The sequence below is a fragment of the Bacteroides sp. 214 genome, from assembly GCF_010501015.1.
In the GTDB taxonomy this organism is placed as follows: Bacteria; Bacteroidota; Bacteroidia; order Bacteroidales; family Bacteroidaceae; genus Bacteroides.
On the sequence record NZ_QVML01000005.1, the window covers coordinates 78423 to 94086 of the forward strand.

The 15664-nt window shown below is 43.9% G+C and carries 11 protein-coding genes; 7 read left to right on the forward strand and 4 right to left on the reverse strand.

The features are described from left to right. Nucleotides 1–10 precede the first annotated feature (10 nt). The 3 genes from D0T50_RS05825 to D0T50_RS05835 are packed head-to-tail and all read right to left on the reverse strand — an operon-like array spanning nucleotide 11 to nucleotide 3636. Entirely contained in the window at nucleotides 11–1156 is a 1146-nt protein-coding gene (locus D0T50_RS05825; protein ID WP_163222576.1) for an iron-containing alcohol dehydrogenase, read from the reverse strand. A gap of 5 nt (nucleotides 1157–1161) precedes the next feature. After that, nucleotides 1162–2727 (reverse strand): sodium:solute symporter, encoded by a 1566-nt coding sequence (locus D0T50_RS05830; RefSeq protein ID WP_163222577.1) that lies wholly within the window; start codon nucleotides 2725–2727, stop codon nucleotides 1162–1164. Between the two features lie 3 nt (nucleotides 2728–2730). After that, on the reverse strand, nucleotides 2731–3636 hold the full coding sequence (locus D0T50_RS05835; protein ID WP_163222578.1) for a dihydrodipicolinate synthase family protein: 906 nt from the start codon (nucleotides 3634–3636) through the stop codon (nucleotides 2731–2733). Between the two features lie 297 nt (nucleotides 3637–3933). Between D0T50_RS05835 and D0T50_RS05840 the strand changes: the two genes are divergently transcribed. The 6 genes from D0T50_RS05840 to D0T50_RS05865 are packed head-to-tail and all read left to right on the forward strand — an operon-like array spanning nucleotide 3934 to nucleotide 11035. Next, nucleotides 3934–5181: an efflux RND transporter periplasmic adaptor subunit gene (locus D0T50_RS05840; RefSeq protein WP_163222579.1), complete on the forward strand. Its 1248-nt coding sequence runs from the start codon at nucleotides 3934–3936 to the stop codon at nucleotides 5179–5181. 6 nt (nucleotides 5182–5187) lie between these two features. Next, nucleotides 5188–6501 carry an ABC transporter permease gene (locus D0T50_RS05845; RefSeq protein WP_163222580.1) on the forward strand — a complete coding sequence of 438 codons (1314 nt, stop codon included), beginning with the start codon at nucleotides 5188–5190 and terminating at the stop codon, nucleotides 6499–6501. Between the two features lie 2 nt (nucleotides 6502–6503). Continuing rightward, nucleotides 6504–7787 (forward strand): ABC transporter permease, encoded by a 1284-nt coding sequence (locus D0T50_RS05850; RefSeq protein WP_163222581.1) that lies wholly within the window; start codon nucleotides 6504–6506, stop codon nucleotides 7785–7787. 24 nt (nucleotides 7788–7811) lie between these two features. Next, nucleotides 7812–8477, forward strand: coding sequence for an ABC transporter ATP-binding protein (locus D0T50_RS05855; RefSeq protein WP_163222582.1), 666 nt, complete (start codon nucleotides 7812–7814; stop codon nucleotides 8475–8477). 21 nt (nucleotides 8478–8498) lie between these two features. Continuing rightward, the gene (locus tag D0T50_RS05860) at nucleotides 8499–9782 is read left to right on the forward strand and encodes an ABC transporter permease (protein WP_163222583.1); all 1284 of its coding nucleotides are present in this window, start codon (nucleotides 8499–8501) and stop codon (nucleotides 9780–9782) included. Nucleotides 9783–9784: 2 nt separating this feature from the next. Further along, entirely contained in the window at nucleotides 9785–11035 is a 1251-nt protein-coding gene (locus D0T50_RS05865; protein WP_163222584.1) for an ABC transporter permease, read from the forward strand. A gap of 79 nt (nucleotides 11036–11114) precedes the next feature. Here the strand turns inward: D0T50_RS05865 and D0T50_RS05870 are convergent, their stop codons facing one another. Continuing rightward, entirely contained in the window at nucleotides 11115–12206 is a 1092-nt protein-coding gene (locus D0T50_RS05870; protein WP_163222585.1) for an ATP-binding protein, read from the reverse strand. Nucleotides 12207–12978: 772 nt separating this feature from the next. Here D0T50_RS05870 and D0T50_RS05875 point away from each other — a divergent pair. After that, the gene (locus D0T50_RS05875) at nucleotides 12979–15606 is read left to right on the forward strand and encodes an ATP-binding protein (RefSeq protein WP_163222586.1); all 2628 of its coding nucleotides are present in this window, start codon (nucleotides 12979–12981) and stop codon (nucleotides 15604–15606) included. Nucleotides 15607–15664: the final 58 nt, after the last annotated feature.

A 15664-nucleotide genomic window follows, 5' to 3' on the forward strand; every position in this document is an offset into this window, starting at 1 on the left:
CTTGCAAAAATCAAAAGAGTTCGTAGTATAAAGCAGCTGCATCACTCAGTGTTATTTCCCGTGGGTTGTTTTTGAGTAGGCGGGTAACCTGCATGGCGGCTTCCACCATGTGAGGCACAGCTTCTTTAGGGATTCCTATCTCGGATAATTTGGTGGGTATTCCACATTCTTTGGAGAGTAATGTGACGAAGTTAACCCCGTTTCGTGCCGTTTCTTCATCTGTCTTTCCACGTTCGCAGCCACACAATAAAGCTATCTCGGCAAACTTGGCGGTATTGCTACACTGATTAAAGTTCATCACCGAGGGTAACAAAATAGCATTTGCCAATCCATGCGAAATATGAAATTCTCCACCCAACGGATAAGATAATGCATGTACGGCAGCAGTGTTGACAGGTCCCAAGCAGATACCACCATAAAGACTACCGAGCATCAGGGCTTCGCGTGCTGCTACATTTGTACCATCTTTTACGGCGGTGCGCAGGTTGGCGGCAATGAGCTCAATACCTTTTTTAGCATACATATCTATAACGGGGTGCGCAAACTTATTTGTAAATGCTTCAATGCAATGTGTAAGTGCGTCCATACCTGTTTCGGCGGTAACGCGTGAAGGAACAGAGTAGGTGAGCGCAGGGTCGGCATAAACGGCATCTACAACAAGGTGCGGACTTACAATACCTTTCTTAAGTTTGTCTTTCTCGTCCAATAAAATAGAGTTGGGCGATACTTCGCTACCTGTACCCGATGTCGTGGGCAGACAGGCAATCCATCGTTTACGGCTCTTCAACAAACCGGTACCAAAGAGTTCTTCCACTTGCTGATCGCTTTCAATGAGGGCGGCAATCAGCTTGGCGGTGTCCATTACACTACCGCCGCCGATAGCTACCACACTGTCGGCTTGAAAACTGCGAGCGGTAGCAAGCAGTTCATTAAAACTTGTAACGGTAGGTTCTTGTGTGATGGCATCGCAAATGGAGATATCTACACCAGCAGCCGTAAACTTGTCGATTACAGGACGAATAAGCGTTAATACGGGTGGGGTTGTAAGCAGAAAGAGTTTTTTGAACCCCAGTGCGAGGTAATCTGCACAAAAAGTATCCATGCAACCAGTACCAAAGACAATTTTGGATGGTTGCAGTAAAGTGATTGTTTCCATATAATTTATTTTTTCTTTTTCTCTAGGTATCCATGTATTGTTAGTTCCTTATCTGCCAGTGGTGTCTTAAAGAAGAAACTGGCTATATATCCTACGCCAAACAAAACGAGATGACTGTACACGCCCAACATATATTTGTGATGCGTGAAGTTGAGTGACCCCATATCAAGAATGAGACGTTTGCCCAATCCGTCGCCAAAATCGAACTTGCTCGATGTAAGCATGGCGTATGCTGTAAAGAGAACGGCAGCGGCAATACCTACGTACAATCCTTGCTTGTTGGCTCTGCGACTCAGCAGCCCCAATAAGAACAGACCTACGATACCTGCCGAGAAGATAGCATACAGCGAGAAGACAATGCCCAGCACTCCTTCACCTTGCCAATATGCGTAGAGCATGGCAACTCCCACAGCGGCTACACCCGACAAAAGTACTAAAAATCGCCCTAAACGCAATCGTTGCTTGTCGGTACTTTGTGGTTTGAAGCGTACGTAGAAATCCTGTACGCCAATAGCTGCCAGACAGTTCATGTCCGAGTCTAAGCTGGAGATGGCACCCGCCGCAAGAGCCGCAATGATAATTCCCGTAATACCTACGGGCGTTTGAGTAGCTATGAAGTGGGGGAATACCGCATCGGCTTTGATGCCTTCGGGAAGCGGTGGCGCACCTTGCGATTGGTAAAAGATGTACAGTCCTGTACCGATAAACATAAATAGTGTCCAAATTGGCACACTCATGAAGACGCCAATGTAAGCAGCCTTTTTCGCTGCTTTGTCATCTTTTGCGGCAAGATAACGTTGCACAATAGTTTGGTCAGTACCGTATTTCTGTATGGCATAGAAAATGCCATTCAGTACCATCACAATAAAGGTGAGCTTGGTAAGATCCCAGTCGTAGGGTCCGAAGCTAATCTTGCCCATATCTAAAGCGGTGTTTATAACGTTGCTTGGACCACCTTCGGGCATAAACAGCAGCATGCCTGCGCAAATCAATCCACCAGCTATCAACATAAATCCTTGTATCACATCCATCCATATCACGGCCTCCATACCACCAAGTAGCGTTAAGAGAATAATGGCTATACCCAGTACGGCGATAATAATGTATATGTCTATACCCATGAACGAAGCCATAGCAAGACTAACTAAGTAGAACACCGTACCCATTTTAGAGAAATGACCGAGTATAAATGCGATTGAACCATATAGGCGGGCAAAATATCCGAATCTGCGTTCAAAGTACTCGTACGTACTTAACTTAATAACTTTGCGGTAAAGAGGCACGATAACGCCAATCATGGCAACCAGTACAATAGGTACCATAAGTCCTTGCACCAGCAATATCCAGTTAGATGCGTACGCCGCTCCCGGATAAGCTAAAAAGGTTACACTACTGATGAGTGTGGCGAAAATAGACATACCGATTGCCCATGCGGGAATATTTCGGCCTCCGGCAAAGTAATTGTCAGTACTTTTCTGTCTGCGGGCAAAGTACATGCCTACACCGATAGCAAGCAAAACGGAAAAGATAACAATGATATAGTCAATCCAATGAATGTGTGAATCTTGCATGATTTATGATTGTTTTAGAGTAATTGTTTGCTGAATAACCTGTTCTTTTTCGGAGTCGGTAAGGGGTGTTAGTGGTGCCAGCATATAGGGTTGACAGAGCGCTTTGGTGCCCATCATGACCTTTAGAGCGGCAAGCGATTCGCCCAAGGTACGACCCTCTTGGTAAATTCGGGCTATGCGATCGGTTTCTTCCTGAAGTTGGTTGGCTGCATCTATGCTTCCGTTCACAGCTTCATCGTAGAGTTTGGCAAACAATTCGGGAACAAAGTTGCCGGTGCTGGGCACAATACCGTCGGCTCCTTGTTGCAAACAGTATGACGACTTGGCTGCCCAACCACAGAAATAAGAGAACTTAGGGTTGTTTCTGGATATCTCCAAGCAGGCACTCATACGGTCGATGTCGCGCTCAGAATCTTTCAGTCCTACAATGTTGGGATGTGCGCTGAGGCGCTTTACCACATCCACAGGTATTGTCATGTGGGTAGTTGCTTTGATGTTGTATAGCATAACCGGCAGCGCACTGTTATCGGCAAGCTGCTTATAGTATTGATACATTTGTTCGTCGGTAAGCGCATAGTAGGAGGGTAGCGTGGCAACAATAACGTCCGCTCCCGCCTCTTTGTATTTTGCGGCTGCTTCGAATTGTTCGCTAACGCAACATCCGGTTAGTCCGGCATAAATGGTAATCTGCTTATTAGCAGCTTCGGCAGCGGTTTTTACAAAAAGTACGCCTTGATCGGCTGCAACGGAATTTCCTTCGCCGGTTGTTCCCATGAGTAGTGGGGAAACCCCATGTTTGACGAAAAAACGAATAATGATGCGAACGGCTGTCACGTCGAGCATGCCGTGTTGGTCTACGGGAGTAATCATAGGGACTACCACACCGTGGTATTTTTGGAATGTATTCATGAAATGTTTTTTGTTTATTTATAGAAAGACGAACAAGAGGGTGGTTGGTACTCAAACTTCAACAAAAAATGAACCTTGATTAGCTTGAAAATGAACCTTGATTTAGAGAAAAACGAAGTCTGGTTTCAATTGAAGTGAACTCCACTTTGTGATAAACCTTCTAAAACCGAACAACTGTTCAAAAACGGACACTCCGATAGATTGTTATCTTGCTGTTATTTAACTACTTATCCTTTTGGCACGTCATTTGACTACTTGTGTTCGTAAATAAATGAATAAAATATAAACAATACCAATATGGATAGGGAAATACCAAAAGAAGTAAGACAAAAGGAACGCAACAAGCAAATCCTAAAGTATGGAGGAATTGGCGTAGGTGTAATTGTAGCTATAAGTATCTTAGTTTCATTGCTACGTGCAGGTGTACACCAAAAAGACCTGATTATCTCCGAAGTAGAAAAAGGAACGATTGAAGTAAGTGTAAGTGCCTCGGGCAGGGTGTCGTCTGCCTTTGAAGAAATTATCAACTCGCCCATCAACACCCGTATTGTAGAGGTGTATCGCAAAGGGGGCGATTCGGTAAATGTCGGGACACCCATTCTAAAACTTGATTTGCAAAGCACCGAAACCAATTACAAAAAACTCCTCGATGAAGAGCAAATGCGTAGCTATAAACTCAATCAGCTACGGGTGAACAACCAAACCACGCTCAACGACATGGCAATGCAAATCAAAGTACTCGAAATGAAGCTGAGCCGCATGAAGGTGGAAATGCGTAACGAACAATATCTCGATAGCATTGGAGCGGGCACTACCGACAAGGTGCGTCAGGCGGAACTCAACGTAAATGTCTCTCATTTGGAACTGGAACAGATGAAGCAGAAGTATGCCAACGAAACCGAAGTGCGTGAAGCCGAAATGAAAGTACAGGAGCTGGACTTTGAAATATTCCGCAAGTCTCTTGCCGAGATGAAACGTACGCTCGACGATGCGCAGGTACGCTCTCCCCGCAAGGCTATTCTTACCTACGTAAATACACAAGTGGGTGCACAAATATCGCAAGGTGAACAAATAGCTATCATATCCGACTTGAGTCACTTCAAAGTAGAAGCCGAAATTGCCGATGCCTATGGAGACAGAGTCGCTGCAGGTGGGCGTGCCGTCATAAAGATAGGTAACGAAAAACTGGATGGAATCATCTCCAGTGTTACACCGCTTTCAAAGAATGGAGTTATTTCCTTCTCTATACAGCTAAAAGATGATAGCAACCGTCGTCTGCGTTCGGGACTCAAAACCGATGTGTATGTGATGAATGCCGTGAAGGAAGATGTTATGCGCATAGCCAATAGTTCGTACTACGTAGGAAAGGGCGAATACGACCTCTGGGTATTTACTTCGGAAGGCGAAATAGAAAAACGCAAAGTACGCTTGGGCGATTCCAACTTTGACTTCGTAGAGGTAGTGAGCGGACTTAATACAGGCGATAAAGTCATCATCTCGGATATGACTGCACATAAGAATAAAAATAAACTGAAGGTAAAATAAATCTCAATGCTTATGTTGTATTTGAAGCAAGCCTGGCAACTACTCAAGCAGAATAAACTCTATAGCAGTGTTTATATCTTAGGAACGGGGATGGCTATTGCCGTGGTGATGACCATAGCCATTATCTACTACATCAAGATAGCACCCGTGTATCCCGAAGTAAATCGTAATCGTACATTGGTTGGCAAGAATATGATGATAAAATACACTAAGTCGGGTGCCATGTCGAGTTCGTTATACTCGTGGAACTTTGTGAAGGAGCATCTCTATACGCTGAAAAGTGCCGAAGCTGTGTCGGCGGTGCTCAGTGTATGGGACGACTACCCCTTGGTGAGGCTTCCTAACGAAAAAGGTATGCTGCCTGTAACCGTAGCCTATACCGACCACCATTACTGGCAGGTATTCGGTTTTGAGTTTCTTCATGGTAAACCTTTCAGCGAAGCAGATTTCGAGTCGGGCATTAAAACGACGGTCATTACAAAATCTCTGGCAAATATACTTTTTGGTACTGTCGAAGCCGAAGGTAAATATGTGGAACTGGACGGCAACGACTACCGCGTAAGTGGTGTTGTGCGCGACGTTTCCTTTGCTGCCAAAGAAACCTACGCACAACTTTGGGTGCCCTTTACCGTGAAGCCCGAAGCTATAGCCAATACAGGTAAAAGTGAAGGAACCGCACTACTGGGCGCATTGAAGGTATTCATACTGGCACCAACAGCTTCCGCAACTGCCGCTGTAGCTGCAGAGGCAGAAGGAATAATCAAGCAAATAAATGCGGCTCAGGAAAAATACGTAGCCGATATGAGCGGACAACCCGAGGCGTATTGGAAGTCGGTGTTTCGTCAGTCTAACAATAATCGTATAGACTGGGCAGAGATAATCCAATCGTTGGGTTTCATTTTATTGGCACTATTGATTATACCGGCGGTGAACTTAGCGGGTATGGTATCCTCGCGCATGGAAAAACGGCTGGCCGAAATGGGTGTACGTAAATCATTCGGCGCTTCACGAGGTGTGTTGTTGTGGCAGGTGCTTGTCGAAAATCTATTGCTTACCACTCTGGGAGGATTGTTAGGACTTGTTCTGTCTTTTGTTATCATGTACTGTGGACGAAGTTGGATATTGGGCGTATTCGATCGTTGGCAAGAGGTACCGCCTGAAGGTATCAGCAGCTTCTTTGATGCAGGTATGTTCTTCAACCCTGTGGTGTTTTTTATCGCACTCGCGGTTTGCTTTGTACTTAATCTACTTTCGGCCATTATTCCGGCATACAATGGGTTACGCAAAAATATCGTTGTTTCACTTAACCATAACAAATAACCATGATACCGCATATACTCAAACAAATATGGAACAAGCGCCGTGCCAACGCATGGATTTTAATAGAGCTTGTGTTAGTAACGTTTTTTATGTGGAGCGTGATAGACCCCGTCTATGTGATTGTTAGCAATAAAGCCATCGAACCGGGTTACAGTGTGGATAACGTCATGCTGTTGCAGGTAGGAGAATACTCTTCTACGCATAATAAGTATCGCGAAGAGCAAAATACAGATTCCGCGCACAGGGTTTCTTTCTTGCGTATTTATGAAATGGTAAGGCATTATCAGGACGTTGACGCAGCGGTAGTAACCATGAATGCCTCATACCCTTTTAGTGAGTCAATGAGCGCCAATTCGCTGAAACATGATAGTGCAAGAGTTAGTGTGTTGTTGATGGAGTTCTACGAAGATGGCGATTTTTTCAATGTCTTCAACATCAAGGAAGAGGGTTCGGGTATTCCGCCCACTCATCGCGACCTGCCTGCAGCTCGCAATATCTACCTCACCGAGAACGTAGTCCGGGCACTTCCTCGGGGCAATGAACAGAATAGAGAGGTGCATTTTGGCGATACCACAAGAATGTATCACTGTTGTGGAGTAGTTTCCAACTACATCTTTCGCTCGGGCGAACAACCTACACCTACTGCTTTTATTCCAAAAGAGAAATTCGGTGTGAAGGATTTTCCCTACTCGGCGCAGATCTGTTTACGTATTCGCGACGGTGTTTCTAAGCAACTCTTTGCCGAGCGCCTAAAGCAGGAACTGGCTCCGCAACTGTCAATAGGTAATCTCTATTTCCTCAACTTGACGGATTTCCATACTATACGCAAACACTCGGAATTTTCATCGGGCATTACTAATACGCTGCGGCTGCAAACAGGATTGGCTATCTTCTTCCTTATCTGCACATTCCTTGGTGTAGCAGGCACTTTCTGGTTACGTAGCGATGCCCGTAAAGGAGAGATAGGGTTGCGTATGTCATTGGGTGCTTCGCGCGGGCAGATACTGAAAGAATTTCTGGCTGAGGGATGGTTGCTTACTACCGTTTCATGGCTCGTAGGCATCTTCTTTGTGTTGCAACGCGTGTTTTATACGGGTTTTGCCGAACAAAGCCAAATGCAACACTTGGGCAACGAAGATTTGTTGCAGAATCAATTTATACCTCATTTCCTGATAGTAAGCTTTGTGGCTTATTTCTTAATGTTACTTATAACATTGGTGGGTACATGGATACCTGCAAGTCGCGCGGCGAAGATAAAACCTGCCGAAGCGCTACATGACGAATAAAATAGAAACTTAAAATATACAATTATGATTACTTTAACATCACTATCAAAGATTTATCGCACAAGCGAAATCGAAACAATGGCTCTCGATAATGTAAACCTTACTGTAGATAAGGGCGAGTTTGTATCTATTATGGGACCATCGGGTTGCGGAAAGTCTACACTGCTGAACATTGTGGGACTATTGGACGCCCCAACATCGGGTACGGTAGAAATCAATGGAACAACAGTTGTGGGTATGAAGGATAAGCAATTGGCTGCCTTCCGTAACAAAACACTGGGCTTTGTATTCCAGTCCTTCCACCTGATAAACTCATTGAATGTACTGGATAATGTGGAGTTGCCGTTGCTGTATCGCGGAACAGGTGCTCGCGAACGTCGTAAGTTGGCACAAGAAATGCTGGAACGTGTGGGACTAAGCCACCGTATGCGTCACTTCCCCACGCAACTAAGTGGCGGACAGTGCCAACGTGTAGCCATTGCCCGTGCCATAGTAGGTAACCCCGAGATATTGCTGGCGGATGAGCCTACCGGAAACCTCGACTCTAAAATGGGAGCGGAAGTCATGGAATTGCTGCATAAACTGAATAAAGAAGACGGACGCACCATTGTGATGGTAACGCACAACGAAGAACAAGCCAAACAAACCAGCCGCACCATCCGCTTCTTTGATGGTCGCCAAGTGAAGTGATAAATTGTAAATATCAAACTTATGTACAAACAATATATAAAACAATTCACTATCTTATTCAAGGAGAATAAGCTACTTAGTATCATATCTATTATTGGTACGGCGATGGCTATCTCTATCATCATGGTAGTGATTATATTGCTACAGGCTAAAACGGCCGATTATGCGCCCGAGTCAAATCGCTCGCGTACACTCTATGTGAAATGGGCAGGTGCGATAAACAAAGAAAATGCCAAAAGTAGAAGTTTTAGCCGTTTGTCGCTCTACTCTATCCAACAAGTGTTTTATCCACTCGAAACAGCCGAAGCCGTGAGCGCCATACATCCCTACGGACCTATGCTTTCGTCACTACCGGGCTCAACCGAAGAAATATCGACATGGGTAACCTATACCGATGCAGCTTTCTGGAGGGTAAACGATTTTCAGTTTGTAGCCGGACGTCCCTACGATCAGGCCTCTTTCGAAGCAGGTTTCAAGCAGGCGGTTATCTGCGAAAGTGTAGCCAAACAGCTATTCGGTAGTGCTGCCGATGCCATAGACAAACCTCTTGACCTGAATTTTGTAAATTTCACCGTGGTAGGTGTAGTGAAGGATGTGAGTAAGTTCCTTGAAATATGTTATTCGGAAGTATGGCTTCCTTATACCTCTAATGCAGGCATTACTCAAATAGACCTTACCGGATGGGGCGAAGGAAAATCAGGCAACTATCTCTGTCTTATCCTGGCACGTTCCAAAGAGGATTTTTCTGCCATACGGCAGGAGGTAGAGACAAATGTGAAAAAACTGAATTCTCATTCCGAACGCTTTGATTTAGACATTGCCGAACAACCCAATGAATTCTTCGCACAGATGTTGCGCAAGTTTGCCAACCAGCCCGGCGATGTAAAAGGAACAGTAATCCGCTATGGTGTTATCATCTTCGTCATACTATTGGTTCCGGGTATCAACCTTTCGGGACTTACGTTGAGCCGTATGCGCAAGCGACTGGCGGAACTGGGTGTGCGCAAAGCATTCGGTGCCAATCGTTCTACCTTACTGTGGCAGGTAATCAACGAAAATTTTATTCTGACGCTGATAGGAGGGGTAGTGGGGTTGCTGCTCTCGTACCTTAGCTTGTGGGTGTTTTCGGGTTGGCTCATGGCATCCGATTTGGGTGGGGTGGCAACAGTAAACGCATCGATGATAAGTCCGTGGATATTCTTGGTAGCATTGGCTTTCTGTTTGCTGCTCAATCTGATGTCGGCGGGAATACCGGCCTGGCGGGTAACAAGAGTTCCTATTGTAAACGCATTAAACGAGAAATAACCATGTTGAAACATATTTTTACTTCTATATGGAATAACCGCAAACAGAATCTGCTGTTAATAGTTGGGTTATTCGTTATCTCTACCTGTTTGTGGTTTGCGGTAGATTATGTATATGCCATTGCTGTGAACCATAATAAACCTTTGGGTTTCGATTGGCGTAACGTTTACTCCTTGCGCATGGGTGTGCTCACAGAAGAAAGTGCCCGCTTCATATCCGATGAAGCACATACAACACATGCGGGAGCCGATTTATTGGCTGTGGTAGATCGTTTGGAACATCACCCCGCTGTGGAGTTTACAACTGTTACATTATATCATAAGCATTATGTGTGGATGAATAACTCAGCGGCATTAGCATTAGATTCGTTGAGGTATAGGGCTTTGATTCGCATTGTAACTCCCGATTATTTTAAGGTCTTTAAGGTAAAAGGAGCATACGGAGAAACGCCCGAAGAAATAGCAGAGAAAGCTATATATCCCGAACTTATACTAACTCAAGATTATGCAGATATATTGTTCCCCAATGGGAATGCTGTTGGGCAGCGGGTAAGAAACGAGTATGAGAAAGACAGTGTACGTATATCGGCTGTTATAAAGCCTCAAAAGTATAACGAATATAGCAATTACAACCGTGCTTATTACCAAATACTCAATATGAACGAAATAGGACAGATGAGTAGCGCTAATATTCCTTATTTTGGACTTTATATTCGCGTAAAACCCGAGATGGATAATAGCGACTTTATCCGTACTTTCCGCAAGGAGATGCGCGACCAACTGATGATAGGCAATCTTTATCTGGAAGATATGCAATCCGTGGCGGATACACGTAAAGAACACCTGAAGGATTACCGCAATGACCTTTATACTTATCTTGCGGTAGCGTTTTTCTTTCTATTGAATGCTTTCCTTGCGGTACTGGGAACTTTTTGGTCGCGTACGCAACATCGTCATGCAGAGATTGGTTTACGGTTGGCAATGGGGAGTACGAAAAAGTCCATCCGCAATATGTTGTTTAACGAAGGGTTGTTGCTGTTGAGCATTGCCTTTATTCCTGCTGCAATCGTGGCATACAACTTAGGCAAAGCCGATGTGGTAGCAACGTGGCCGGTAGAATTTACCTTGCTAAGGTTCGTTTGCGGGTTATTGATAACTTTTGCACTATTGGCGCTTATCATGTTGGGAAGCATTCTATTCCCGGCCCGGCAAGCTATGAATATAGAACCGGCAGAGGCGTTGAGCGACCAGTAAATAATAAAATTCCTTCTGTGGAAGTCACCCCTGCGGGATAAAGCAACCCGTGGGGGTGCAACTATTGTGAGAAGAGAGGTTATACCTCAAGCGGCTTCACCGGAAGCATAAACCAAAAGGTACTGCCTTTTCCTAATTCCGAATCAACCCCTATTGTACCATCAAACTTCTGAACGATTGTTTCGCAAATGGAGAGACCAAGTCCGGTACCACTCACAAAATTATCGATTTTGGCAAAGCGTTGAAATATTTCGGCTTGCTTATCCTTTGGAATTCCAATGCCTGTATCAGATACAAAGAAGCGAATACCTTCGTCTAAAACTTCATAGCCAATTTTTATTTCTCCTTCGCGGGTGAACTTCAAAGCATTATTCATGAAATTCTGCATCACCTGATATACCCTCTCCATAGCGCTATGAATAATACAATGACTAAGAGCCGGCACAGCCGATATGGTTATTTTTCCTGTAGTCTCCTTGCTACGTGCGGTTGCTTCCAACTTCGTTAGAATGTCATTAATATTAAAATAATCGTAGTAGAACTCCAGTGTGTTGGATTCTATTTTGGATAAATCGAGTATGTCGTTGATTAGTTGAAGCAACAAATCATTGTTTTTCTTAATAAGTGAGATAAACTCTTCTTTGGTTTCCTGATCATCCGTATGAGTCAGTAAATCACTGAAACCAACAATCGCATTGAGCGGCGTACGTATTTCGTGGCTCATATTGGCAAGAAAGAGAGATTTCAGTTTATCCGACTCTTCGGCAGCTTCCTTAGCTATTTTCAGCTCATGCATTACGTTTTTCCGAACTGTTATATTTCTTTCAAAACAAGCTACAAGTGATTCGTTAACGCGTTTAAAACGTCCTTCGAAAAACTCGGTCGCATCACCAAAAGCTAAGGTGTATTCCACTTCTTGCACCTCGTCGCTTTTTAATGCTCTATCTATAGCCTGTCTAATTTCATCTTTACAGTCATCACTTACAATACTTACCACAGAAAGACCTATCAGACTTTCTACCGGTGCTGAAAGTTTGGCGGGGTCGTTATTTAATATGCGACGGATACTATACTCACTATCCACGATAAAAATCATATCGGGTATGGAGTTAATTACGTTTTCGGCCATTTCTGCCGAGAATGAGCTAATCGTGTTATCTTGGTTATTCATTGGTGTTTCACGAAAAATGTGTTTTCACTTTTTTATTCAAAAGTTGTATATCTTGCGCAAAGATAATTCTTTTTCAATAGAATTGTCATAATTACTGATTTTTTATTCTGAAATTCTAAAATTTGTCTGTAAAAGTGTTTTGAATTTGCTTATTCCTTTATTGAAGAAATGCCCTTATTTTCTCATCTCTTTTGCCGGATAAATCAGTTGAACTTGAACTGAATTCTAACTGAACCTGAACTGAACCTGAGTTGAAGACGAGCTGAAGGCGAGTTGAAGGCGAGTTGAACTTTAACTATGATTTTGCGAAATTATTAAACACAAATTCCCTATTCTGATTGTTGATGTATGTAATAAGTAAATAGAAACATGCGATTTCATCGATAATATTTCTTTTGTAAAAGTGAGGTGTATCGTATTGTAATAAACGAAATATCGCAACTTTTAGAAAAACAAAAACACCAGCATACCTCCAGCATTAGATTAGATTAGATTAGAAAAGAATAAAAAAGAACTACGTAAGAAAAAGGAGCATCTGCAAAAGCTGCCGTTTATACTCAATTGCCGTCCATAGGCAAACACTCCGTATGCCATAAGCAGACGACTCGTCAACCATAGTCTTACAGACCGTCAGGCATAGGCAGACAACCCGTGAGCCATAAGCAAACAACCGGCGAGCCATAAGCAAACAAATAAATTGTTTCTGAATAGTTGCTTCTTAGATAAAAATTATATCTTTGCGTAGAATTAACAAATGGGTATATATTCATCTATGAAGCAATTTTTCGTTAGGATTTTACCAATCCTGTTTATATTTTTGACATATTCCCTTAGCGCCTCATCTGCCAAAAGCAAATTTGAAGTGCTGTTTATACAATCCTACACCGAACGAGATACATGGAGCCCCGAACTTATCGATGGACTGGCTCAGGGGTTTGAGGATAACTCTATTCCGGTAAATATAACCACCGAATACCTGAACAGCCGTTTCTGGAATTGGCATGGTGAGGAGGAGTTGATGCGGCGTTTTTGCCGGAAAGCTTCCGAACGTGGGGTGGATTTGATTGTTGTTTCGAATGACGAGGCACTTTATAGCTTATTGACCTGCGCCGATTCTTTGGTGACAAAAGTGCCTATTGTGTTTTTGGGTGTGGAGTTTCCTAACCACGAATTGATGGAGAAATTCCCAAATGTAACCGGGATGACCTCAAAACCGGCATACGATGTGTTGTTGGAGGTAGCCCAAACCATATTTCCCAATCGTAAAAAAGTAGTTACACTTGCCGAGGATAATGTGCTTGGTCGTAAAGCTACTAAACTGTTGAATACCGATTGGGAAGCTTTCGTGGCAAAGAATCCGGATTATGAAATCAAAAACTTTGATATAACCAACGACCCGATGACGGATATTCTTTTTGATATCCAGCTATCGCAGACTGCCCATCAAAGTGTAATTATAGCTCCTTACTGGGGACTGTATATGCCATCGTTGACGAAAGTAGCCAAGTCGCCTACCTTTACGGTGTGTGCCACAGGATTGTATAGCGGTGTGTTTTGTACCGTAGCTCCCAATGCTTTCGAAGATGCCCACCGGGCTGCCGATATAGCCAGTAAAATATTGCAAGGGGCTACTCCTGCCTCCTTCCCCATTACAGAGAGTCCATACGAGTTGGTGTTCGACTATAGTCAGCTTACCTTCTTCAATATTCCCAAAGAACGTTTGCCAAAGGGTAGTATCTTGGTTGATGAGCCCTATATGGAGAAATACGGAACGATTATCATCCTGTTCTATGCATTGATAATTGGTTTGCTCATTGTATTGATTATCCGTCTGTTTACCGTTTATCGTCGCGAGTCCAGAAGGCGTATGCACGCACAAACCAAACTGCTGATTCAAAACCGAATGGTTTCTCAGCGCGATGAGTTTGATAATGTGTTCCACTCCATTCGTAACGGGGTAGTTACTTACGATTCCGACTATCGCGTGCACTTCATAAACAAAGCAATGTTGCAAATGTTGGAGTTATCGGTAGAAGTAAATACGACCAACTCGCGTCCCTATGAAGGACAATTGGGTACGGATATTCTGGCATTGGTAAGCAATGGCGAAGATATACTACTGCAACTATTGAAACGGGTAAACAACGAGGGTGTAAGTCTTGAAATACCCGAAGGCGCATTCCTGCAAAATAAAAAAACCGGTAAGTATTTCCCTGTCTTGGGAGATATCGTGCCTATTCGTTCGCATGGCAAACAAACAGGCATTGCACTTACCGTTCGTGATATTTCCAAAGAAGCACTACAGAAGCAATTCTTCAATCTGGCTATTGAGGAAAGTTCTATTTATCCTTGGCAGTTCGATTTGAAAGAACGAGTGCTTAGTTTTGCATCGGGTTATGTGGAGCGTGTGGGGCTTAATTCCTCTACTGCTACTTTGGAAGAAATAAGGCAAAAAATCCACCCCGAAGATTACGAAGCTACGGCAGCTACTTTCTGGGCATTGGTAGAAACAAACCTGACAACGGCACGCATTACTGTGCGATTGCGTAATGCAACCCATAAGTACGAGTGGTGGGAGTTCCGTATGTCAATGCTTGAGGGATTGAACGAAGAAACGCCTTACAATATGGTAGGGGTGGCACAAAGTGTTCAGCGATTCAAAACAACCGAAGAAGAATTGGTGTTGGCACGTGATAAAGCATTGGAAGCAGACCGTCTGAAATCTGCATTCCTTGCCAATATGAGCCACGAAATACGTACGCCGCTCAATGCTATTGTTGGTTTCAGTGACTTGCTGAAAGATATCCATATGTTCTCCGAAGAAGATGTAGCTCAATTTATAGCTACCATCAATAAAAACTGCGAACTGCTGCTTGCGCTGATTAATGATATCTTGGACTTGTCTCGTGTGGAGGCCGGAACTATGGACTTCCAGTTTAAGCAGTACTCCATGCCGGTTGTGATGCAGGAAGTATATGACTCACAACGACTGAACATGCCTCCTGGCGTACAGCTTGTGCTTCAGATTCCCGAAAACAGCGAGAAACGAATCGTTACCGACCAGGTAAGGTTGAAGCAAGTTATCAATAACTTAATAAACAATGCGGCCAAATTTACCACCGAAGGCTCCATTACCTTTGGTTACTTGGAAGACGAACCCGGATTCACGACCTTCTTTGTGGAAGACACCGGTATGGGAATCTCCAAAGAGAATCTGGAGCGTATCTTTGACCGTTTCTTTAAGGCAGATAGCTTCTCGCAAGGAGCAGGACTGGGGTTGAGTATTTCGCAAACCATCGTTGCCCGCTTACGTGGTAAGATGGGTGCAACCTCGGAGCTTGGTAAGGGTACTCGCTTTACCGTTCGCATCCCCGATCAGATAGATCATACTTCACGATAGTGAACAGAGTGTTCGTTTTCGGACACTCTGTTTTGTTTCTAAACCTCCCATAATTAGC

Bases quoted from the DNA above. Each gene is read 5' to 3' on its own strand.
- D0T50_RS05825 (WP_163222576.1), bottom strand. From the start codon at position 1,156: ATGGAAACAATCACTTTACTGCAACCATCCAAAATTGTCTTTGGTACT.
- D0T50_RS05830 (WP_163222577.1), bottom strand. From the start codon at position 2,727: ATGCAAGATTCACACATTCATTGGATTGACTATATCATTGTTATCTTT.
- D0T50_RS05835 (WP_163222578.1), bottom strand. From the start codon at position 3,636: ATGAATACATTCCAAAAATACCACGGTGTGGTAGTCCCTATGATTACT.
- D0T50_RS05840 (WP_163222579.1), top strand. From the start codon at position 3,934: ATGGATAGGGAAATACCAAAAGAAGTAAGACAAAAGGAACGCAACAAG.
- D0T50_RS05845 (WP_163222580.1), top strand. From the start codon at position 5,188: ATGCTTATGTTGTATTTGAAGCAAGCCTGGCAACTACTCAAGCAGAAT.
- D0T50_RS05850 (WP_163222581.1), top strand. From the start codon at position 6,504: ATGATACCGCATATACTCAAACAAATATGGAACAAGCGCCGTGCCAAC.
- D0T50_RS05855 (WP_163222582.1), top strand. From the start codon at position 7,812: ATGATTACTTTAACATCACTATCAAAGATTTATCGCACAAGCGAAATC.
- D0T50_RS05860 (WP_163222583.1), top strand. From the start codon at position 8,499: ATGTACAAACAATATATAAAACAATTCACTATCTTATTCAAGGAGAAT.
- D0T50_RS05865 (WP_163222584.1), top strand. From the start codon at position 9,785: ATGTTGAAACATATTTTTACTTCTATATGGAATAACCGCAAACAGAAT.
- D0T50_RS05870 (WP_163222585.1), bottom strand. From the start codon at position 12,206: ATGAATAACCAAGATAACACGATTAGCTCATTCTCGGCAGAAATGGCC.
- D0T50_RS05875 (WP_163222586.1), top strand. From the start codon at position 12,979: ATGAAGCAATTTTTCGTTAGGATTTTACCAATCCTGTTTATATTTTTG.